16 protein-coding genes are annotated in these 21,902 nt (G+C 62.8%); 7 read left to right on the top strand and 9 right to left on the bottom strand.

All coding sequences use genetic code 11. The annotated features are described in order from the left end of the window. Positions 1-72: 72 nt before the first annotated feature. Positions 73-885, bottom strand: a complete 813-nt coding sequence (locus QQM37_RS03225) for a trans-aconitate 2-methyltransferase (protein WP_285724947.1) — start codon at positions 883-885, stop codon at positions 73-75. Between the two features lie 133 nt (positions 886-1,018). On the opposite strand from QQM37_RS03225, the gene QQM37_RS03230 reads away from it, so the two are divergent. Beyond that, entirely contained in the window at positions 1,019-3,640 is a 2,622-nt protein-coding gene (locus QQM37_RS03230) for a DEAD/DEAH box helicase (RefSeq protein ID WP_285724949.1), read from the top strand. Positions 3,641-3,740: 100 nt separating this feature from the next. Next, a complete protein-coding gene (locus QQM37_RS03235; RefSeq protein WP_285724951.1) occupies positions 3,741-4,217 on the top strand; it encodes a GNAT family N-acetyltransferase in 477 nt (158 codons plus the stop codon). A 6-nt stretch (positions 4,218-4,223) separates the two neighbouring features. On the opposite strand, the gene QQM37_RS03240 is transcribed toward QQM37_RS03235, so the two are convergent. Continuing rightward, positions 4,224-5,279, bottom strand: coding sequence for a TerC family protein (locus tag QQM37_RS03240; protein WP_285724952.1), 1,056 nt, complete (start codon positions 5,277-5,279; stop codon positions 4,224-4,226). Between the two features lie 183 nt (positions 5,280-5,462). Next, positions 5,463-7,550, bottom strand: coding sequence for an excinuclease ABC subunit UvrB (uvrB, locus tag QQM37_RS03245; RefSeq protein ID WP_285724953.1), 2,088 nt, complete (start codon positions 7,548-7,550; stop codon positions 5,463-5,465). Between the two features lie 177 nt (positions 7,551-7,727). Between uvrB and QQM37_RS03250 the strand changes: the two genes are divergently transcribed. Next, the gene (locus QQM37_RS03250) at positions 7,728-8,087 is read left to right on the top strand and encodes an ECF transporter S component family protein (protein ID WP_285724954.1); all 360 of its coding nucleotides are present in this window, start codon (positions 7,728-7,730) and stop codon (positions 8,085-8,087) included. A 24-nt stretch (positions 8,088-8,111) separates the two neighbouring features. On the opposite strand, the gene coaE is transcribed toward QQM37_RS03250, so the two are convergent. Then, positions 8,112-9,320, bottom strand: a complete 1,209-nt coding sequence (coaE, locus tag QQM37_RS03255) for a dephospho-CoA kinase (RefSeq protein ID WP_285724956.1) — start codon at positions 9,318-9,320, stop codon at positions 8,112-8,114. 22 nt (positions 9,321-9,342) lie between these two features. Here coaE and QQM37_RS03260 point away from each other — a divergent pair, with 22 nt between their 5' ends. Further along, positions 9,343-10,056 (top strand): IMPACT family protein, encoded by a 714-nt coding sequence (locus QQM37_RS03260; protein ID WP_285724958.1) that lies wholly within the window; start codon positions 9,343-9,345, stop codon positions 10,054-10,056. 9 nt (positions 10,057-10,065) lie between these two features. Here QQM37_RS03260 and QQM37_RS03265 read toward each other — a convergent pair whose 3' ends face one another. From QQM37_RS03265 to QQM37_RS03280, 4 genes are all read right to left on the bottom strand, one after another. Continuing rightward, positions 10,066-10,461, bottom strand: a complete 396-nt coding sequence (locus QQM37_RS03265; protein ID WP_285724960.1) for a hypothetical protein — start codon at positions 10,459-10,461, stop codon at positions 10,066-10,068. 93 nt (positions 10,462-10,554) lie between these two features. Next, positions 10,555-12,021, bottom strand: a complete 1,467-nt coding sequence (gene rpsA, locus QQM37_RS03270) for a 30S ribosomal protein S1 (RefSeq protein ID WP_285724961.1) — start codon at positions 12,019-12,021, stop codon at positions 10,555-10,557. A 275-nt stretch (positions 12,022-12,296) separates the two neighbouring features. Next, positions 12,297-15,755: a DEAD/DEAH box helicase gene (locus tag QQM37_RS03275; RefSeq protein WP_285724963.1), complete on the bottom strand. Its 3,459-nt coding sequence runs from the start codon at positions 15,753-15,755 to the stop codon at positions 12,297-12,299. A 72-nt stretch (positions 15,756-15,827) separates the two neighbouring features. After that, the gene (locus tag QQM37_RS03280) at positions 15,828-17,132 is read right to left on the bottom strand and encodes a GNAT family N-acetyltransferase (protein WP_285724965.1); all 1,305 of its coding nucleotides are present in this window, start codon (positions 17,130-17,132) and stop codon (positions 15,828-15,830) included. Between the two features lie 98 nt (positions 17,133-17,230). Between QQM37_RS03280 and QQM37_RS03285 the strand changes: the two genes are divergently transcribed. Then, the gene (locus tag QQM37_RS03285) at positions 17,231-18,037 is read left to right on the top strand and encodes an ABC transporter permease (protein ID WP_285724968.1); all 807 of its coding nucleotides are present in this window, start codon (positions 17,231-17,233) and stop codon (positions 18,035-18,037) included. Here QQM37_RS03285 and polA read toward each other — a convergent pair. Continuing rightward, positions 17,976-20,684: a DNA polymerase I gene (gene polA / locus QQM37_RS03290; protein ID WP_285724970.1), complete on the bottom strand. Its 2,709-nt coding sequence runs from the start codon at positions 20,682-20,684 to the stop codon at positions 17,976-17,978. The two genes, QQM37_RS03285 and polA, sit on opposite strands and share 62 nt — an antisense overlap. Before the next feature lie 190 nt (positions 20,685-20,874). Here polA and QQM37_RS03295 point away from each other — a divergent pair, with 190 nt between their 5' ends. Continuing rightward, positions 20,875-21,279 carry a hotdog fold thioesterase gene (locus tag QQM37_RS03295; protein WP_285725413.1) on the top strand — a complete coding sequence of 135 codons (405 nt, stop codon included), beginning with the start codon at positions 20,875-20,877 and terminating at the stop codon, positions 21,277-21,279. Continuing rightward, positions 21,276-21,884, top strand: coding sequence for a P-loop NTPase family protein (locus QQM37_RS03300; RefSeq protein ID WP_285724971.1), 609 nt, complete (start codon positions 21,276-21,278; stop codon positions 21,882-21,884). The genes QQM37_RS03295 and QQM37_RS03300 overlap by 4 nt, the downstream gene beginning before the upstream one ends. The last annotated feature ends 18 nt before the right edge of the window (positions 21,885-21,902 follow it).

A 21,902-nucleotide genomic window follows, 5' to 3' on the forward strand; every position in this document is an offset into this window, starting at 1 on the left:
CCCTCCATCGTGACAATTAGTTGACCAATTCAACTACAGACCGGTTCAACTATAGACCGACGGAGAGCCAGCCTATTTCTTCTGACCTTTCTTCTGGCCGACCACGAAGATCCGCCGGAAGGGGAAGACCGTTCCATGATCTGTCACGGGGTACGCCTCGTCGAGCAGCCGGGTATAGTCGTCCTCAAAGGCCTCGGCCTGCTCCGGTGAGAGTGTGTTGAGTACGGGGCGAAGGGCGGTGCCCCGTACCCATTCCACCACGGCCCGCTCGCCTGGAAGCACCTGTTGGTACGTCGTCTCCCAGGCGTCAGCCTGCATCCCCGCATCAAGAAAGAGCGCCAGGTAGTCCTCCGGCTCGGACACCGCGTCCGTGTGACGCAGGATGCCGCCCGTCACCGATCGCCAGGCCTCCGACTCGGCGAGTTCACGCATCAACACGTGCGATGGCGCCCCGAAATTGCCCGGAATCTGCAGGGCGAACCAGGCGCCCGGCTGGAGGCGGGGAAGCCAGTCCTTCAACAGCTCACGATGACTGGGCACCCACTGCAGGGCAGCATTGCTGACCACCACGTCGGTCTGCTCGCCAGGCGCCCACTCCTCGATGGATCGCTCGGTGAACCGCAGGTTTGCCGCAGGGTGATCCCGGCGTGCGGAAGCGATCATCGAGGCCGAGGAATCGACCCCCTCCACCTCGGCCTCGGGCCAGCGTGTGGCAAGCGTCGCGGTCAGATTGCCCGGGCCACAGCCCAGATCGACCACGTCGCGCGGATTCTGCGCCAGAATCCGCGCCGTGAGATCAAAGAAGGGACGGTTCCGAAAGTCACCGAACTGCACATATTTCTGGGGGTCCCAAGCAAACTTCTGGGGGTCGGCGTCAAAACTCATCGGTTCTCCTCGGTTCAGGAGGCGGCTCCACGGCTCTCCGCCTTCGCCCAACGCATTCCTGCTATGCAACCGTGGCGCATACCTCTCACCGTACAGCGAATCCTTCTCCCTCGCGGCACCTAAGATGGAGTCAATGACACTGCTGGACCATCTCCCTGGCGCAGACAACGCACCCGACGATCCCGATGCGCTCTATGAGGGCTTTGTGGACTGGAATCAGTCCCGAGGCGTCCAGCTGTATCCGGCCCAGGATGAGGCTTCGCTGGAGCTGTTCACCGGCTCCCATGTCATCCTTGCTACCCCCACAGGCTCGGGGAAGTCCCTGGTGGCGGTTGCCCTGCACTTTGCCGCGCTGGCCACCTGGCATGCACACCCTGCCGGTGAACCCGGCTCCGGAAGCACTCGTCGTCGCAGTTACTACACTGCCCCGATCAAGGCACTGGTCTCCGAAAAGTTCTTCGCCCTCGCCGAGATCTTCGGGGCCCACAACGTCGGTCTGATCACGGGTGACTCCTCGATCAACCCCGAGGCACCGATCATCTGCTGCACCGCGGAGATCCTGGCCAACGTCGCACTCCGCGAGGGGGCACAGGCCGCCATCCACAGCGTGGTGATGGACGAGTTCCACTACATCGCCGACCCTCAGCGTGGCTGGGCCTGGCAGGTTCCACTGCTGGAGCTACCGCAAGCCCAATTCCTGCTGATGAGCGCCACGCTGGGCGACACCACCGCTCTCAGCGCCGAGCTGGAACGGCGGACCGGGCGAGGCACCGCCACGATCACGCACACTGACCGCCCCATCCCCCTGCATTACTACTATGTCCAGACGCCGGTGCACGAGAGCCTGGAGGAGCTGCTCAGCACGCATCAGGCGCCGGTGTATCTGGTGCATTTCAGCCAGGCGGAGGCCATCGAACGGGCCCAGAGCCTGATGAGCGTCACGGTCGCCAGCCGGGCGGAGCGCGATCAGATCGCCAAGCATCTGGCACGCTTCCGCTTCTCCCCCGGCTTCGGTGCGACGCTTAGCAGGCTGATCCGGCACGGCATCGGCGTTCACCATGCGGGCATGCTGCCCAAGTACCGTCGCCTCGTCGAGCAGCTGGCTCAGGAGGGCTTGTTGAAGGTTATCTGTGGTACCGACACCCTGGGCGTGGGTATCAATGTGCCGATCCGGACCGTTCTACTGACTGCGCTGAGTAAGTACGACGGCGTCAAAACCCGCCTGCTGCACGCCAGGGAATTCCACCAGCTCGCCGGGCGCGCCGGCCGGGCTGGCTTCGATACGGCCGGAACCGTCATCGTGCAGGCCCCGGAGCATGTGGTGGAGAATGTGCGGGCCATGGCCAAGGCACAGAAGAAGTTCGGCGACGATCAGCGCAAGCTACGCCAGGTGGTGCGGCGTAAACCGCCGGAGGGCTTTGTCTCCTGGGGTGAACCCACCTTTGAACGGCTGGTCCATGCCGAACCGGAAACACTCACCCCCACCTTCACCGTCAGCCATTCCATGCTGCTGAATCTGATGGAGCGCCCGGGTGATCCCGTGCAGGCTGCCCGACGACTGCTCACCGAAAACCGCGAGAGTCCGAGCCGTCAGGCCTCGATGATGCGCACGGCGCTGGGGATTCTCCGGGAACTGCTCGCGGCTGGCGTGGTGGTGCGCATCCCGGAGTCAGAGCGCGGCCCCGATGGCCGCGGACTGCGTCTCACGGTGGATGTCCAGGCGGATTTCGCACTGAATCAGCCGCTCTCCCCCTTTGCACTGGCTGCCCTGGAACTCCTGGACCCGGAGAGCCCCGACTACGCTCTTGACCTGCTCTCCGTCATTGAATCCACGCTGGAGAATCCCCGTCAGGTTCTGGCGGCCCAGCGCAATTACGCCCGGAGCGAGGCAGTGGCCCAGATGAAGGCGGAGGGGATGGAGTATGAGCAGCGGATGACCGCACTGGAAGCCATCGACTACCCGCAGCCGCTGGGTGAGCTGCTTCACCAGGCCTTTGAGACCTATCGGGCCGGCGCACCGTGGCTGGGTGACTTTCAGGTACAGCCGAAGTCGGTGCTGCGGGATCTGCTGGAACGGGCCATGAATTTCGGTGAATTCGTCCGCTTCTATTCGCTGGCCCGTAGCGAGGGAATTCTGTTGCGTTACCTGGCCGATGCGCTCCGGGCTCTGCGTCAGACCGTGCCGCCGAGTGCACGAACACCCGAGGTCGAGGACACCATCGAATGGCTCGGTGAGATCGTGCGGCAGACCGACTCCTCCCTGCTGGATGAATGGGAGGCCATGATGGGCCTGGACATCAGCTCTCTGGGCAGCGGGCAACTGGACAGTGCTGCGCTCAGCGAAGCTGCCCACCACGCGACACAGAACACTCCTCAGCCGCTGACCGGGAATGAACGGGCGTTCCGGGTCATGGTGCGCAATGAGATGTTCCGGCGCGTGACGCTGGCCTCACGCGATGACTTCCGTGCCCTTGGTGAGCTCGATGCCGATGCCGGCTGGCCGGCCTCCCGCTGGGAGGACGCGCTGGGCGAGTACTGGGACGAGCATGACGAGCTCGATGCCGGACCGCAGGCTCGCGGCCCCGCGCTTTTCGACCTCACAGTGCAACCGGGTGGCAGGCGATGGAAGGCCCGACAGATCATCGCGGACCCGGCCGGTCATCACGACTGGTCGATGAGTGCCGAGGTGGATCTTGACGCCTCGGACGAGGCGGGGTACGCCGTGCTCAGGTTCCTGGACATGAGCCGCAACTAGTCCCCATGTCCTCCCACCGCTCGTATCTCACGGCAGGCCCCTCGGACACGTGGGCCCCGCCGAAAGGCCCCTGGCACGTGGGTCCGGATAAAGTTGGTGCATGACTCTTCGTGCTGCCGTGCCCTCTGACGTTCCGGTCCTGTTGGAACTGATCCATGATCTGGCGATCTACGAAAAGGAGCCGGATGCCGTTAAGACGACAGCGGAGATGCTTCACGCAGCGCTTTTTGCCCCGAATCCTCAGGTATACGCCACGATGGCCGAGGATGAGCACGGCGTCCAGGGCTGCGCCATCTGGTTCCTGAGCTTCTCCACCTGGGAAGGTGTGCACGGAATCTATCTGGAGGACCTTTACGTCCGCCCGGAAGCCCGCGGCCGCGGTCACGGCAAGGCGTTGCTGCTTCATCTGGCTCAGCTGGCCCTGCAGCGCGGTTATGCGCGAGTGGAGTGGAGCGTTCTGAAGTGGAACACGCCCTCCATCGGCTTCTATCGTTCGCTGGGCGCACACTCCCAGGACGAGTGGACGACGTTCCGGCTCGACGGCCCGGCGCTGGCAGAAGCCGCAGCCAATTCCTGATAGTTTCTAGCGGTCCGTGCCGAGGCCGGCTGAGTCCTGGGCCTCCGGAGTCTGAGACTCCACACCCGCAGAGTCCGTAGCGGCGCCCACCTTCGTCTTACGGGAGACCAACAGGCTGGCTACCGTGGCAACCAGGATCGTCGCCACAATGACCACCAGCGACAGCCAGGTCGGGATTTCCGGCGCCCACTCGATGGAGTGTCCGCCGTTGATGAAGGGAAGTTCATTGGCGTGCATCGCGTGGAAGACCAGCTTCAGGCCGATAAAGGCCAGAATTACCGAGAGCGCGTGCTTCAGAAAAACCAGTCGAGTCAACAGGCCACCCAGCAGGAAATAGAGCTGGCGTAGCCCCATCAACGCAAAGATGTTGGCCGTGAAGACAATGAATGGCTCATTGGTGAGCCCGAAGATCGCCGGGATGGAGTCGACGGCAAAGAGCAGATCCGTCAGTCCCAGGGCGATGAAGACCAGGAACATCGGTGTCCACATCTTCTTGCCGTCGACCACCGTACGCGCCTTGGCCCCATCAAAGTCCGCGGAGATCGGCAGGATTCGTCGGAGTCCCCGAATCAGGGCATTGTCCCCCGCCCCTTCTTCATCCTCATCAGAGCCGCGCGCCTGCTGCCAGGCTGTGTACAGCAGGAAGAACCCGAAGAGGTAAAACACCCAGCTGAAGTTCTCGATCACTGCGGCACCGAGCAGAATAAAGATACCGCGGAGCACCAGGGCAACGATGATGCCGACCATCAGGGCTTCCTGCTGGTATTTTCTGGGAACGCCGAACCGCGCAAGCACGATGATGAAGACAAAGAGATTGTCGATGCTCAGGGTGTATTCAGTCACCCACCCGGCGATGAACTGCGAACCTAATTCGGCTCCGGTGAAGAGGAACATCAGGGCCGCGAAGACCAGCGCCAGGCCGATGTAGAAGGTGATCCACCAGCCGGCTTCACGCATGGACGGCTCGTGGGGGCGTTTGAGCACCAGCAGCAGATCGCAGAGCAGGACCAGACCCAGAACCACAAAGGTTCCGATCTCAAAAATCAAGGGGAGCTGGGTCATCAGAGACCTTTCGGGGATGGGCGGAATCGCCGCAAGTCTCTCCGCCGCTGAACGGCCGCTACGCCCGGTCAGGCAACTGTGCCCAACGTGTTGACGTTCGTAGCGCTGAAGGATACTCCCCTACGTTGCTTCTATTCTATCAGTCAGCTGGCCTCTGAATCGGACGGAGTCCATCGGCGCCCCTCAGGCATGCCCCGCCGACTGCATCTGGCGCAACTCCTTCTTCAGATCTCCCACTTCGTCTCTCAGCCGGGCAGCTAGTTCAAACTGCAGTTCAGCGGCTGCCGCATGCATCTGAGCGGTGAGTTGTTCGATCAGGTCCACCAGATCTTCCGCGGGCACCGCCGCCAGCCCATCCCGGCGCACCGTGGTGCCGGACTTGCCCTTTCCTTTGCCGCGGCCCTTACCATTGGCCTCCAGCAGGCTCTGGGTATCGGCATCCTCCCGCGCCAGCGAATCGGTGATATCGGCGATCTTCTTACGGAGGGGCTGCGGGTCGATGCCGTGTTCCAGGTTGTAGGCGGTCTGGACAGCGCGGCGCCGGTTGGTCTCATCGATGGCGACCGCCATCGAGTCGGTAATCTTGTCCGCGTACATGTGGACCTCACCGGAGACATTACGAGCCGCACGGCCAATGGTCTGAATCAGCGAGGTGGCCGAGCGCAGGAAGCCTTCCTTATCGGCATCGAGGATACTCACCAGGGAGACCTCAGGGAGGTCCAGGCCTTCACGGAGCAGGTTGATGCCCACCAGGACGTCGAAGGTGCCCAGGCGAAGTTCACGCAGCAACTCCACGCGACGCAGGGTGTCGACATCGGAGTGCAGGTACTGCACCTTCACCCCGTGGCCGAGCAGATACTCCGTCAGATCCTCCGCCATACGTTTGGTCAGCGTGGTGACCAGAACCCGTTCGTCCTTCTCCACCCGGGTCCGAATCTCACCCAGGAGATCGTCAATCTGCCCCTTGGTCGGCTTGATCACAATCTCAGGGTCAACCAGGCCGGTGGGCCGGATGATCTGCTGCACCACGCCGTCGGCCTTACCGAGCTCGTATTTGCCGGGTGTTGCGGAGAGATAGACGGTCTGGCCGACTCGCTCCAGGAACTCGTCCCATTTGAGTGGCCGGTTATCCATCGCAGAAGGCAGCCGGAAGCCGTGCTCCACCAGGGTGCGTTTACGTGACATGTCCCCTTCGTACATGGCACCGATCTGTGGCACGGTGACGTGGGACTCGTCGATCACCAGCAGGAAGTCGTCCGGAAAGTAGTCGATCAGGCAATGCGGAGCGCTGCCCGCCTCCCGGCCGTCAATGTGCCGCGAGTAGTTTTCGATGCCGTTGCAGAAGCCCATCTGCTGCATCATTTCAAGGTCGTAGGTGGTTCGCATCCGCAACCGCTGCGCTTCCAACAGCTTGTTCTGACTCTCCAGAACCGCGAGCCGGGCGGCAAGCTCGTCCTCGATCCGGGTGATCGCCTTGGCCATCCGCTCGGGGCCAGCCACATAGTGCGAGGCAGGGAAGATATACATCTCCGTCTCCTCCCGGATCACCTCACCGGTCAACGGGTGCAGAGTGTAGATTCGCTCCACTTCATCGCCGAAGAACTCGATACGCAGAGCCTGTTCCTCATACATGGGAATGATCTCCACGGTATCCCCGCGCACCCGGAAGGTTCCGCGATGAAAATCGGTGTCATTGCGGGTGTACTGCATGTTGACGAACTGGCGCAGCATGGCATCCCGGTTCAGTTCCTGCCCGCGTCGCACCGTGACCATCCCGGCGACGTATTCTTCGGGAGTACCCAGGCCATAGATACAGGAGACAGTGGCCACCACGATCACATCCCGGCGAGTCAGCAGGGAGTTCGTTGCAGAGTGACGCAGCCGTTCCACCTCCTCATTCACCGAGGAGTCCTTCTCAATGAAGGTGTCGGTCTGCGGAACGTAGGCCTCCGGCTGGTAGTAGTCGTAGTAAGAGACGAAGTACTCCACCGCGTTATTCGGCAGGAGCTCCCGGAATTCATTCGCCAGCTGCGCTGCCAGGGTCTTGTTCTGCACCATGACCAGCGTGGGCCGTTGCACCTGCTCGATCAGCCAGGCCGTCGTTGCCGATTTACCGGTTCCCGTAGCGCCCAGCAGGACGACGTCCTTCTCCCCTGCGTTGATCCGTTCGGCAAGCTCAGCAATGGCTGCCGGCTGATCCCCGGCTGGCTGATAGTCGCTGATCACTTCGAAGGGAGCGACGACCCGTTCGATCTGCTGTGCGAGACTCATAGCACTACGCTACGTCGGGGCACCGACAGTTTGCGATCCAGTCAGAGAACCACGGCAATCCCTTCCCTGGATAAACGCGAAATGCGGTAAAAAGTCGTCTACGCTGCTCAGTAAGACTGCGAAACTTCGCATCGTACCCGCAAGAGATCTGCACCACTACACCTTCAGGAGACATCCATGTCGGACAACCAAACCAGCAACTACCCGCCGGCGAGCCCTGCCGGTTCCTACGCTGCACCTGCCGAGGATCCCGGCAAGACCATGGGCATCATCGCGATCGTCCTGCCTTTTGTGGGCTTCGGACTCATCGGCATGATCCTGGGCTTCGTCGCCCGGTCGAAGTCCAAGAAAGCCGGATTCAAGAACACCCCGGCCCTCGTCGCCATCATCCTCGGCCTGATCTCCGTGGTCGTGACGACCATCCTGCTGATCATCGGCATTGTCGCTGCGGTCACCCTCGGCCAGACCTGCGCTCAGCTTGGCCCCGGTGTGCACAACCAGGGTGGCGTCCAGATCACCTGTGGCAGCAACTACTGACAGACACTGCGTTTCACCACTGGCTCAGGCCCGTGGCGGCATCCAGCCGCTGCGGGCCTTCCACGTTTCCAGAGCCGGGTCGGCCACCTCAGTGAACCAAGGCTCCTTGGCCTGCGCGTAACCGCCCGCAGACTGATCCGCAGCATGCTCTGTAGCGAGCCGGACTTTCAGCGCCTCATAGTCCCGACGTGCCCGCTCGTCGGAGCGTAGCCAGTCGCGAAATGCCAGGGCATACTGCGCGCCGGTAGAACCATCGATCCGGACATGAAGATTAACCGCCCGCCCCGGGTCTGAGTTGGCATGGAGCCTCTTCTGCCAGTGTGCAGGGTCCGGATCACTGACTTTGGGTGTGTCCGCCCACTCACCGGGCACCCGTGGGAGCCCGATCCCGGCGAGAGCATCGTCCAATGCGTCCGCCTGCTGCCACGACTGCACCCGCAGTTGAAGGTCGATGACGTCCTTGGCGGCCAACGCGGGTACCGCCGTGGAACCGATGTGATCCACGGCGACGCCGTCGGTTCCGGTCACCGCCAGAATACGCTGACGCAATCGCTCCGCCGTTGCGGGCCACTGCGGATCTGCCGGAACGATTCTGGCCGGTCCCGTCCGGGGCGCCTGCTCATGCCGGGACAGATGCCCGGCAAAGGGCAGCAGCCGCTGCTTCCACAGGGCCGTGGCCTGCAGGATGAGCTCGTCTGCCGTGCCCGTGTTCTCCAGCAGAACATCCGCCACTGCCCGCCGCTCCTCGTCGCTCGCCTGAGCCCGGATGCGTGCCCAGGCCTGGTCTGCGCTCATCCCCCGGTCACGGAGCAGCCGTTCGGCCCGCAGGTTCTCCGGCGCATCGACCACCAACACCAGATGGAATCGCTGCACCTGCCCGGTCTCGATCAGCAGCGGGATATCCTCCACCACCACGGCGTCCGACGGGGCTGCTTCCCGGAGGGCTGTGCTGCGTTCGCGGACCAGCGGATGGACGACGCCGTTGAGCTTCTGCCGTTGCGCCTCGTCGCCGAAGACCAGGCCCGCAAGCCGTGCGCGGTGCAGCGAGCCGTCCGGGCTCAACACCCCGGTGCCAAAGGCCTCGGCAAGACGGACCAGCCCTTCAGTCCCCGGCTCCACGACCTCCCGGGCCAGCCGATCGGCATCGATCATCACGGCACCCATGGATTGCAAAGTTGCTGCCACCACTGATTTGCCCGCTGCAATACCGCCTGTGAGCCCAATCGAAAGCATGACCCCAGATTATGCTGAATCGGTGCATTACAGCGTTTTACGCCCCGGAACGGAGAGCCGCCAGGAAATCGAGGTCCAGCGATCCCGGTTCATTGCCGTGCTCCGCAGAGTCGAGTCGGAAGAGGACGCCAGGTCCATGATCGCCGGGCTCCGCCAGCAGTATCGCGATGCCCGGCATCACTGCTCGGCCTTTGTTCTGGGGCCAGACCGACAGCAACGGCGCAGCAATGACGATGGCGAGCCGGCCGGCACCGCTGGACCGCCCATGCTCGAGGCACTCACCGGGCATACACCCACCAACGGCGTGGCAGATCTCTCCGATGTCTGCGCCGTCGTGATCCGCTATTTTGGCGGCACCCTACTGGGCACCGGCGGGCTGACCCGCGCGTATTCCTCGGCCGTGGCGTCGGCACTCGACGGAGCGAGCTTTCTCACCCGATCCAGGATGCGGATGGCTGCCTTGATCATTCCCACTGCCGACATGGGTCGGTATCTCCACGCCTTCCGCCGGGCCGGGTACCCCGTGCTCGGTGAGAGCTACTCAGAATCCGGCAGCAACGTCAGAGTGCGCCTAGGTATCGCTGATGACGCCGGTGCCCTCGCGGAGGCTGCGGAGCTGACGGCACGCCTCGGCCTCGGAGCCCACCCGCTGGAACTGGGCGATCCCCTCTGGATCGACGCCCCGGCATCGCCTGATGAGCATCAGCACGGGACGCAGGTTCGCCCTGGAACCTAGTTCGGCAGCCTAGTTAGGCACTGCCTGGAGGAAACGCGGACCGGAGCCCGGCGTGCCTGGCTGCAGGCGCCCACTCAGATCCGGAATCTCCAGGATGAACTCGGTGCCCATCGGCTGGTGGTAGTGATAGTCATCGCTCACCACTATGACCTGACGGGAACTGATCTCCCGGTTCACCACATCAATCGGAGCCTCAGCATCGGGAACCTGCAGAGTCCATCGCCAGACCAGATATCCCAGACCAGCGTCGAGCAGCAGGTTTTCCGCCACGTCGTAGTCCAGTAGCTCCGCAACCGGGTGGCCCAGCAAATCGTGTGGCCGGAAACCCCCGCCCTGCAGCTCGAGGTAGCCCACGATTTCGCGGTCTCCCGGACGGATCACGGTGATCCAGTCCTCAGAAATCATGATGCTCCTCCCGAGCGAACCGAGTTTGAGTGATGAGGGTTAAACGGCCGATGGGCCGCTGCGCAGTGCGCAACGGCCCATCGGTTGACGGAATCAGTTTCCGGTGAGCTTCTCGCGCAGAGCGGCAAGAGCCTCATCCGACGCCAGCGTGCCGGCGTCGACAGCCGGAGCCTCAGAGGAGTAGCTGGTCGCGTTGGACTCGCCACCCTCGTTGACTGCGGCGGCATCGTCAGCTGCGTGCTGCACAACCTGCTTCTTGTGAGCTTCCCAACGAGCCTGGGCGTCAGCGTACTGCTGCTCCCATGCGGCACGCTGAGTCTCGAAGCCCTCGAGCCACTCGTTGGACTCCGGGTCGAAGCCCTCGGGGTACTTGTAGTTGCCCTCTTCGTCGTACTCGGCAGCCATACCGTACAGAGCCGGATCGAACTCAGTGCTGTCGGCGTCCACGCCCTCGTTGGCCTGCTTGAGGGACAGGGAGATCCGACGACGCTCCAGGTCGATGTCGATGACCTTGACGAACAGCTCGTCGCCCACGGAGACAACCTGCTCGGCCAGATCCACGTGGCGGACAGCCAGCTCGGAGATGTGCACCAGGCCTTCGATGCCGTCTTCAACGCGAACGAACGCACCGAACGGAACCAGCTTGGTGACCTTACCGGGAACAACCTGGCCCAGCGCGTGCGTGCGGGCGAAGGTCTGCCACGGATCTTCCTGCGTAGCCTTGAGCGAGAGCGAAACCCGCTCGCGGTCCAGATCCACTTCGAGCACCTCGACGGTGACTTCCTGGCCAACTTCGACAACCTCGGAGGGGTGGTCGATGTGCTTCCAGGACAGTTCGGAAACGTGAACCAGACCGTCCACGCCGCCCAGGTCCACGAAGGCACCGAAGTTGACGATGGAGGACACGACGCCGGGACGAACCTGACCCTTTTCCAGCTTGTTGAGGAAGGTGGAACGAACCTCGGACTGGGTCTGCTCGAGCCAGGCACGGCGAGACAGGACCACGTTGTTGCGGTTCTTGTCCAGCTCGATGATCTTGGCTTCGATCTGCTGACCGATGTACGGAGCCAGGTCACGGACACGACGCATCTCGACGAGCGATGCGGGCAGGAAGCCACGCAGGCCGATGTCGAGGATCAGGCCGCCCTTGACAACCTCGATGACGGTACCAGTAACGACACCATCCTCTTCCTTGACCTTCTCGATGTCGCCCCAGGCGCGCTCGTACTGTGCGCGCTTCTTGGACAGAATCAGGCGGCCTTCTTTGTCTTCCTTGGTGAGGACCAGGGCCTCGACCTCATCGCCCACGGAAACGACCTCGGAGGGGTCGACGTCGTGCTTGATGGAAAGTTCACGGGAAGGGATAACGCCTTCGGTCTTGTAACCGATGTCGAGCAGAACTTCGTCGCGGTCAACCTTGACGACAATTCCTTCGACGAGATCGCCGTCGTTGAAGTACTTGATAGTGGCATCAATAGCGGCGAGGAAGTCCTCAGCTGTACCAATGTCGTTCACTGCGACAACAGGGGTACCGGTCTTCTCGGGGGTCGTGATGGTCATGTAGTAGGGGCTCCGATGTGGATAGTTGATTGGTCGGCAGGCCCCAGGATCGAAGCCATTCGAATGGTTGGTTTGAACAGATCAGCGCAACGAGCATCATCGGCGTCTGAACTTCCCACTGATTTCCGGAGAAACCCAGGAGGCAACACACACGACGCACCGCGCGCCCATTTAGTTTACTCAGTCTGGCCCAGCAAAGCAAAGCCGTCGCGGAGGCCGCGGTCGTCGTTGCCCTGCTCCGGGGAACCACGGCCTTTGATCCCCACCAGTACGGATCACTCACCGAACAGCGCTGCCAGGTCCTCCGCACTCAGGTGGGTGGCCGCCAGCGCCTCATCCCCCGCTACCGCATCGAACAGTTTCGATTTCTTGGCTTTGAGTGCCATGACCTTCTCCTCAAGAGTGTCTTTAGCAACCAGCCGGTACACCATCACCTGCTTGTCCTGACCGATCCGGTGGGCCCGGTCCACGGCCTGCGCCTCGCTGGCCGGGTTCCACCACGGATCCAGCAGGAACACATAGTCTGCCTCGGTCAGGTTGATACCGAAACCACCGGCCTTGAGGCTGATCAGGAACAGCGGCGCATCTCCCTCCTTGAAGGAGCGGATGACCTCGGCCCGCTTCCGGGTGGCTCCGTCCAGATAGGCGTACTGCACCCCCTCGGCATCCAGACGCTCCCGGACCTTGCCCAGGAATCCCGTGAACTGGCTGAAAATCAGCGCCCGGTGCCCCTCCGCCAGCACATCCTCAAGTTGTTCGAACAACACATCCAGCTTGCTGGAACGGATGCCGGTGAGCCCCGGGTCCACTAAGGACACGTCCAGCGCCATCTGCCGCAACAGGGTCAGTGACTGGAAGATGGTGAAGCGATGCTTGTTCGTGTCTTCCAGGAGCCCCAGAACCTTCTGACGCTCCCGCTGAAGGTGCGTCTGATATGCCTTGGCATGACGTGGGTTCAGCTCCACTGTGAGCACCTGCTCCAGCTTGGCGGGCAATTCGGTGGCCACCTGCTCTTTGGTCCGGCGCAGCATGAGCGGCCGAATGCGCTGCCTCAGCTGGGTCAGCAATTTCGGATGGCCCTGCACTTCAATGGGTCTGCGATAGTGCTGGGCAAATTTGCCGGGGCTCGGGAACAGCCCCGGAGCCACAATCGAGAACAGTGCCCAGAGTTCCATCAGATTGTTCTCCAGTGGAGTGCCCGTGATGGCGAGTTTGAACGGTGCCGACAGCTTCCGAGCGGCCTGGTAGGCCTTGGACTGATGGTTCTTCACGAACTGTGCCTCATCCAGCACCAGCGCATCCCAGTCCTGCTTCTGGTACTGCTCCAGTTCCAGCCGGAACAAGGCGTACGAGGTGATGACCAGATCTGCTCCGGTAAATTCTTCGAGCGGGTCCAGGCCACTGCGTTTGAAGGTCTCCGTGATTGCCACAGTCTTCAGCCCCGGGGCGAAACGGGCTGCCTCCATGGCCCAGTTGGACACGACGCTGCTCGGTGCCACCACCAGGAACGGGGCACGCGACGTTGGGCCAGCTGCGCCGTCCGACCCTGCGCCGTCCGACCCTGCGCCGTCCGACCCTGCGCCGTCCGGTCCGGCATCGTCCGCTATCACCCCGGCGGGATCCTCTCGTAGCGAGCACAACAGCGCCAGGGTCTGGACGGTCTTACCGAGGCCCATATCGTCGGCCAGAACGCCGCCCAGTCGATGATCGTGCAGGAAGCGCAGCCAGCGGAAGCCCTCCAGCTGGTAAGGCCGTAGTTCGGCCCGCAGCCCCCTCGGTGCCGCCAACTCGCGCATCGAGTCGTTCACGCTCAGCAGGCCGCTGACGCTGCGGCGCCATTCTTTCGCCTGGCTTTCCACCACGCCCAGCGCCGCAAACTGCTCCCATAGACCCGCCTGGAATCGGCTGATCTGCAGTTCCTCACCTGGCTGGTCGGAGAGCGCCCGGGCTTCGTCAATCAGCTCCCGCAGTTGCTGAAGTTCAGGGCTGTCCAGGGCAAAGTGCTTTCCGCTGGGCAGAATCAATCGGCTATGCCCAGCCGCCAGGGCGGAGAAAATCTGCCCGAAGGCCACGTGTTCACCCTCCAGAGTGATCACGATCTCGAGTCCGAACCAGTCCCGGTTGTCTTTCTCCACCGTGGACAGGTGCACCACAGGCGCCTCCACCGCCTCCTGGAACTCCGGCACCACCCCGTTGACGTCCACCTCCACCTCCGGCAGAGCCCGCAACTGTGGCAGGATCTCCTCGGTAAATACCACGGTATCCATGCCAAACAAGGTGGCAGCAGCGGCGAGCCCGGGGCTGGTCCACAGACCGTCCTGGCCGATCATCGGTTCGGCCGCCAGTGCGGGCACCAGCTCCCAGGGGCTGCCGACGGAACGCAGGATACGTCGTTCCTCCTCCGCATCACGGCTGCCACCAGGCAGTTCCTCCGGCTGCAGCGGCTGGGCCACCTGTTTGCCCCGGTTCGAGTAGTGCCACTCCCAGTGAAGGTCCAGCCGATGATCGAGATGGTAGGAGGCCAGCAGAGACAGCACCGGCTTGCCAACGGTGGGAAGCTGCACTTCCTCGGAAGCCGCCACCACCTGTGCACGCTTGCGAAGACGCGGGTAGAACTCCTGGAAGAAGCGCTCCTCATCGGCGGCAGGGACGTGTACCGGTTCCACGACGCGCGCGAAAGCCACCAGCTCCGAGTGCACCGGAGTGAGCGCGGTCAGAATCAACGTCCCATCAGGGTCTCCGTGTGGCGTGGAGGCGCCGGTCCGGAAGATCAGACATGCCGGATCCCCGGCGAAATTCACCTCGGAAAGATCAAGCTCCTGTCCGGCGGATTCCAGCCTCGATACGACGGTCAACCCACCCTCGGCGGACCGATCGATCATCAGTTCCAGGGTGGCAGGCTCCCGTTCCAACCGGACACCGGGATCACCCTGCCGGGCTGACTGAACCAGCGGAATCCCCTGCTCGGTCAGGCCGAGGAGTTCATCGAAGAGGTGCCTACCGTGATATCCGCTCAGATCGAGCCACTGATCGGCGCTGCCATGCTGAGATCCCGAGCTGCGTGTCAGTTCCAGAAATTGGGAGAGAGCATCGGTTTGCTCGCGCCTGAACTTGCGTCGGTACCCTAGGTAATTGAGGTTGTTCCACGCCACATCACTTTTGATCCACGTCCCCCGGGCACCCATCGAGACGGGGCGCACCCTCAACGTTGCGGGCTGCGCGGGCGTGTAGAACCGACCGCTGCGCGTGATTTCCGGGCGCGGCTGGGTTGCCTCAAAGAACAGCGCCAACCGTGCCGCGTTCGATGACGATGCTGCCGCAGCCTGCGGAATGAGCGGAGCCAGAGCCTGCTCCCAGGCTGCCGTGGCAGTGGCAAGAGGCCGATCGTCTCTGACCCGTCCTCTCAGTGCCTCCGGGCCCGACTCCAGAAGTCCACGCTCTAATGCCGTGTACAGCAGGGCCACGACATGCTTGCAGTCGGTCCGGACTGGACAGTCGCACAGAGCGGTCTGGCAGGTCCAGGCGCCATGCTGGCGAGTGAGCTTGGCGACCGAGCGGTAGAGGTTATTGCCTTCAACCTTGCCGGTCAGCAAGCCGGTGGCCGGCTCGAACTGTAGCGTGACCACCCGCTGCAGCCGGGCATAGGCACGTCCGCGCTCCACACTCGCCGCATCGAAAAGGTCAAACAGCCCGCGGGATGAGTCCTCGCGCGCCTTCAGCTCTGTCATAACCATCCAGAAGAGTGTAGTGACCTCGATTGCCGCGGTCGTGTCGTGCTGTGCACCATGTCGTGAACCGGCCGGGGTCTAGAAATGAGTGAAACAGTGGACGGAACCCTCTGCCGCCAGAAGGCGCTGTGCAAGGTTCACCGATCCAGGAACGCTCTCCTCCAGCCGGCCCGCAGCCTGCAGCGCAGTCGGTGGTACCGAGCCCAGATACAACGAGGCAAGATCCGCCACATCGAGCCTGAGCATTGGGGCGTCATCAGTCGGCCTCACGGTGGCATGACCGTTCCGGATGTCAACAGCGACGATGCCGCCGGTCAGCCCCATCGGATCGACCACCTCCAGCACCAGACGCCCATCCTCCGGGTAGGGCCGGGATTCCAGCGCCGTTTTGACGTCCAGAATGCGCAACCACAGCATGTCCTGCATCCCCGTGGTCCGCATGGTCCTTCGGTCTGCAAGCGCCCACTCAACGCCTTCAAGCTGCGACGCCTCGGACCACCGGATTTCCTCGACCAAGTCTGCGGAGGCCAGGTACTGCCAGAGGTCCAGCCTGGCACTGCCGAGGGCAATGAAATCGATCACGTCGAGCCGCAGTGGTGAGGCGTCCCAACCCGCGTGCTGATAGCTGACATAGCCGTCCGCGGCGCCATCGGCATCGTAGTGAACTGCGGCCAGCACCTTGTCGTTCGTGTCCTGACCGCGGTCGAGGCCCACCGAGCGTAGCCGGTACGCCTCCTGGCGGTCTACCGAGCCGGTCTGCTGCTGATGAACCCGGGCAAAGATATCTGCCGTGAACTCGGGCAACAGATCCACCGGAACTGCCCGCACCGTGCCCTGAGCCCGATGATCCAGGGAGAAGGAACGGCCGGTTTTTTGGGTGACAGAGCGTTCAAAGGTGGCCACGCCAAAGCCGAAGCGCCGGTAGATGCTCGCTTCCGAAGCGGTCAGCGCCGCCATCGCCAGTCCTGCCTCCTTGGCCTGGCGGAGCCTCCGGCGCATCATCTGGCTGAGCAGTCCTCGACGGCGATGATCGGTTCTCACGGTGACCGCAGTGATCAGCAGGGTAGGGAGCATCCGCCCCTGACCGACGTTGAGATCCTTGACCAGCGTGCCAAAAGTGGCCACTGGCTGTTCCGGACGCACCATAGCCGGGGCATTGAGCTCATAAATGCCGGTCAGCAGTCGCTGATCCACCGCAGCGCGGTGAAGGGTTCCGGCGATCTGTTCTTCGGTCCTGCGGGCGTCATAGAAGCCCTGGCCCACCGCGCGAATCCAGGATACACAGCGTTCATAGCCGGGGTGTCCCTGTTCTTCTGCCGGGAAACTGCGTAGTTGGTAACGCGCATCCAGATCGACCGACTCGTCGACCGCGACCTCAGCCACGCTGAACTGGCTGGTGTGAGAGGCGGACTGTTCACTTCGCTCTGTACCGGAAAGATTCACTGTCCGAGCATACTAACCCGCGGTGACAAGATGGGGTGATGCAGACCTCCACCCTTCTGGAACTGGGTCCCGCCACCTGGATCCTGCTCGCTGTTCTGACCGTCGTCTCTGCGGTTCTCTGGCGTTGGGGTTTCGGCCGGCCTGGCCGGGACATGATCATTGCCGCTGTCCGGGCCCTGGTGCAGCTCGCCGTGGTGGCACTACTCATCGCTCTGCTGAGCCAGCATGTTGGATTGTCCTGGATTCTGATCCTGGTGATGTTCCTACTGGCCACCTGGACGGCCGGGCGCCGGATTACTCCCCAGGGCCGATGGTGGTTCGCTGGGGTAGCTATCGCGGTGGGTGTGGTGCCAGTCGGAGGTGTCATGCTGCTCACCGGCGTCCTGCCCTGGAATCCGCTGGCGCTGATCGCCCTCTTTGGCCAGCAGATCGGCGGTGCCATGGCGGCCACCACGGTGGCGGCCCGTCGGATCGAGCAGGAGCTTTCGGTACGACGCGGAGAGGTGGAGGCGGCCGCAGCACTGGGCTTCACGTGGCCCCAGGCACGGATTCTCATTGCCCGCCCGGTGGCCAGCGAGGCGGTCATTCCTACTCTCGATCAAACCCGGACAGCCGGTCTGGTCGTGCTGCCAGGAGCCTTTGTAGGCCTGATTCTGGGCGGCGCGAGCCCGCTGGCTGCCGGTGCGGTCCAACTCGTAGTGCTGGTCTCGCTACTCCTGGTGGCGACTCTTGCCTCCGGGGTATGCCTCATTCTTTCCAGCCGTGGGGCCTGGCACCCGCCCGCTAGTGACCAGCGTCGAACCAGCTTCGGCCGACGCCAATCTGCACATCCAGCGGAAGGCTGAGTTCCCCGGCCTGAGCCATCTGCTCTTTGACGATGGCGCTGACTCGCTCCAGCTCACCTGCGGCAACCTCCACCACCAGTTCGTCGTGAACCTGCAGCAGCATCCTCGAGGCGAGCCCCTCGGCGTCAAAGGCCTTGGCCACCCCGATCATGGCGCGCTTCAACAGATCCGCCGCGGACCCCTGAATTGGTGAGTTGAGGGCCACACGCTCGGCAATCTCGCGCAGATGCCGCTGGTCGCTGAGTAGATCGGGCAGATAGCGACGTCGCCCTTCAATGGTCTGGGTATAGCCATCAACCCTGGCCTGCTCGACGACGCCCCGGAGGTAGTCCCGCACGGCACCGAAGCGCTCAAAATAGTCCTTCATCAGGGTGCGGGCTTCGTCCACCGAAATGTTGAGCTGCTTGGACAGTCCATAGGAACTCAGACCGTAGGCCAGACCATAGGACATCGCCTTCACCTTGGAGCGCATGGCCGAGGTGACCTCTTCCGGAGCCACATTGAAGATGTGGGAGCCCACAAAGCGGTGCAGATCCTCCCCGTCGCGGAAGGCCTGGATCAGCGCCTCATCCCCGGAGAGATGCGCCATGATACGCATTTCAATCTGCGAATAGTCCGCCGTCAGTAACGTCTCGTAGTCCTTGCCCCGCACGTCCGTGCCGGCCACGAAGACCTCACGGATCCTCCGGCCTTCCTCACTGCGAATGGGGATGTTCTGCAGGTTCGGGTTGTTGGAGGACAGACGCCCGGTTGCCGCAATATTCTGCGCATAGGTGGTGTGCACCCGGCCATCAGCACCGATCGACTTGAGCAGTCCTTCCACGGTCTGGCGCAGCTTGGTCGCGTCCCGGTAGGCCAGCAGATGCACCAGGAAAGGATGCGGCTGCTTCTGAGCGAGATCAGCGAGCGCCTCGGCATCGGTGGAGTAGCCTGTTTTGATTTTCTTGGTTTTCGGCATGCCCAACTCTTCGAAAAGCACCACCTGAAGCTGTTTGGGCGAGCCAAGATTCACCTCATGCCCGATCGCCTCGAAAGCCGCCTGCTGAGCGGCATCAATCGTGGCGGTGAAGTCCGCCATCAGGGTCTTCAATGCAGGCTCGGACACCGCAACCCCGGCAAGCTCCATCTCGGACAGCACCCGGGCCAGAGGGAGTTCTATGTCGGTGAGCAGATGGCTGGCCTCCCGCTCCACCAGCATCGGGGCGAACATCGCGCTGAGCTGTTCGGTGATGAAGGCGCGGAAAACTGCTTCCGCCGCACCGCCATCGCCTGCCATATCGACATCGAGCTGCCCGGCCTGCGCGGGGTTACTCTCGCCAAAATGAAGCTTCAGGTAGGACGCAGACAGGTCCGGGAGGTCGTAGTTCCGCCGCTCGGGCTGGATCAGATAGGCCGAAATGGAGGTATCGTCCACCACCCCGCCGAGCTCCAGACCGCGGCCGGAGAGCGCTTTATAGGCAGCTTTCACATCGTGAACAGCTTTAGGATGGTCACCGGCGAGCCAGCTCGCCAGAACCCGCTCCGCCTCGGCATCGAGCTCGGTGAGTGGTACAAAGGCCGCCGTATCTGCGGTACTGAACGCCAGGCCCTGGACATCGAGACCCAACGGATCCACGATCGGCAGCGCCTCGCCGGTCAGCGCCAGCCCCACCGGGGTCTCCCCCACCTGGCTGAACCAGTCATTCAGATCGGTTCCGCTGGTCAGCCGACGATGCTCCGGCGCCTCCTGATGGACGTCCTGATCATCAGCTTCCTCACCGAAAAGCTCAAAGAGCCGGGTCCGTAACGTCTTGAACTGCAATTCGTCGAAAAGTTCGTTGATCTGCTCCCGGTCCGGGTGCTGGAGAGCAGTCTCCTCCAGCGTCACCGGCAGATCGAGGTCCCGGAGCAGGTGGTTGAGCCGACGGTTGCGGCGCACGCTCTCCACATGTTCACGCAGGGAATCACCCACCTTGCCGCCGATCGCGTCGAGGTTGTCCAGAATGCCGGTCAGGCCGCCGTACTGGTTGATCCACTTGGCTGCGGTCTTGGGGCCGACGCCGGGCACCCCGGGAAGATTGTCCGCACTCTCCCCCACCAGTGCGGCAAGATCTGGGTACTGTGCCGGGGTGACGAAGTATTTTTCTTCGATCGCTGCGGCATCCATCGGCGGAATGTCGGAAATGCCCTTTTTCGGGTACAGCACGGAGGTGGTCTCGGTGATCAGCTGGAAAGCATCCCGGTCCCCGGAGACGACCAGTGCCTGCCACCCCGCAGCCTCAGCCTTGGCGGCAAAGGTGGCGATGATGTCGTCCGCCTCGAAACCGTCCAGACTCACCGTGGGGATCCGCATGGCCTGCATGACCCTGATGATCAGCCCGATCTGCCCGTGAAACTCCTCCGGGGTCTTATTGCGACCAGCCTTGTATTCGCCATACTCCTCGGACCGGAAGGTCGGCGTGTCCAGGTCGAAGGCGACAGCGACGTGGCTGGGCTTCTGCTGGCGGATCATGGTCAGCAACATCGAGGTGAAGCCGTGCACAGCGTTGGTGTACTGACCAGAGTCCGTCAGGAAGGTCTCTGCCGGCAGCGCATAAAAAGCGCGGAAGGCCATGGAATGACCGTCGATGACGAGGAGTTTGGGCGTCTGGTCCGCTGCTGTGCTCACCCCACAAGACTAGTTGGCGGGCACGACAGTTTGAACCCGGGAGATTGAAACTGTCGGCGCGCTGTGCCAGCCTGAGGTCATGACGCTCCCCTCCGGCAATACCACCGAAGCTCCACCCGCTACTGAGAACTCCCTCTCCGCAGAGAACTCCTACGAGCAGGAATTGCTCGATGCCGGTGTCCCCCCGTTTATGCACGCCATGCTGAGCAAGCACGGCGTGGGTGCACTCGTGGTCAAAATGGGCATCATCTTCCAGGAGCTCAGCCCCGAGCGGATCGTCGCGACCATGCCGGTGGAAGGCAATACCCAGGTGGCCGGCATTCTGCATGGCGGGGCACACCTCGTCCTAGCAGAAACCCTGGGCTCCTTTGCCGCCGGAATGCACGCCGGGGCGGACGGACAGGCCCTGGGCATCGAGATAGGTGCCACCCATCACCGTTCGGTCGCCAGCGGCCTGGTTACCGGTACCTGCACGGCGATTCACCTGGGTCGTACCCTGACCACGCACGAAGTCGTGATGACCGATGAGCAGGGCCGACGCCTCTCGACCGCCAGAATCACCAACCTGATCCGGCGCGCTCCCACCGAATCGTGAGTGACAGCAGCTCAGGAGCTGTCCAGCTGCCGGAAGACGCACAGCGCGTGCTGATCTACGGCGTGACGGGATCGGGAAAGTCTTCCTTCGCCAACACTCTGGGGCTGCTGACCGGGATCCCCGTACATCTGGTGGATGAAGAATTCGGTTGGTTGCCGGACTGGACCAAACGCGCGGAGGAGGAAATGGTCCGGATGGCGGAATCCGCTCTGGCCGAGCCCGCCTGGATCTTTGACTCGGCCTATCAGGAGTATCGATCGCAGGCCACGGACCGTGCACAGCTGGTGATCTGCCTGGACTACAGTCGCACCCGGACGCTCTGGCGACTGGTCAGGCGGACCCTACGCCGGGTCCGGACGGCAGAATCCATCTGCAACGGCAACCGGGAGACCTGGCGAAAAGTCCTCAGCATGGACTCGATCATCATCTGGCATTTCAGGAGCTTCACCGCCAAGCGTCGCCAGATGCGGACCCTTGCCACTACGCCTGGAACGCTGTGTTTCCGCAATCCCCGCCAGTGTCAGCGATGGCTCGATTCCCTGGTGCCCGTTGCGCCCACACCGTTTTCTCCAGGGTCTGCTTCGCCAGGACGAACTTCTCTATGACGACGCTGCTTTCTTGCT

This window comes from Psychromicrobium xiongbiense (assembly GCF_030271165.1).
Classification (GTDB): Bacteria; Actinomycetota; Actinomycetes; order Actinomycetales; family Micrococcaceae; genus Renibacterium; species Renibacterium xiongbiense.

Bases quoted from the DNA above. Each gene is read 5' to 3' on its own strand.
- QQM37_RS03225 (WP_285724947.1), bottom strand. From the start codon at position 885: ATGAGTTTTGACGCCGACCCCCAGAAGTTTGCTTGGGACCCCCAGAAA.
- QQM37_RS03230 (WP_285724949.1), top strand. From the start codon at position 1,019: ATGACACTGCTGGACCATCTCCCTGGCGCAGACAACGCACCCGACGAT.
- QQM37_RS03235 (WP_285724951.1), top strand. From the start codon at position 3,741: ATGACTCTTCGTGCTGCCGTGCCCTCTGACGTTCCGGTCCTGTTGGAA.
- QQM37_RS03240 (WP_285724952.1), bottom strand. From the start codon at position 5,279: ATGACCCAGCTCCCCTTGATTTTTGAGATCGGAACCTTTGTGGTTCTG.
- uvrB (WP_285724953.1), bottom strand. From the start codon at position 7,550: ATGAGTCTCGCACAGCAGATCGAACGGGTCGTCGCTCCCTTCGAAGTG.
- QQM37_RS03250 (WP_285724954.1), top strand. From the start codon at position 7,728: ATGTCGGACAACCAAACCAGCAACTACCCGCCGGCGAGCCCTGCCGGT.
- coaE (WP_285724956.1), bottom strand. From the start codon at position 9,320: ATGCTTTCGATTGGGCTCACAGGCGGTATTGCAGCGGGCAAATCAGTG.
- QQM37_RS03265 (WP_285724960.1), bottom strand. From the start codon at position 10,461: ATGATTTCTGAGGACTGGATCACCGTGATCCGTCCGGGAGACCGCGAA.
- rpsA (WP_285724961.1), bottom strand. From the start codon at position 12,021: ATGACCATCACGACCCCCGAGAAGACCGGTACCCCTGTTGTCGCAGTG.
- QQM37_RS03275 (WP_285724963.1), bottom strand. From the start codon at position 15,755: ATGGTTATGACAGAGCTGAAGGCGCGCGAGGACTCATCCCGCGGGCTG.
- QQM37_RS03285 (WP_285724968.1), top strand. From the start codon at position 17,231: ATGCAGACCTCCACCCTTCTGGAACTGGGTCCCGCCACCTGGATCCTG.
- QQM37_RS03295 (WP_285725413.1), top strand. From the start codon at position 20,875: ATGCACGCCATGCTGAGCAAGCACGGCGTGGGTGCACTCGTGGTCAAA.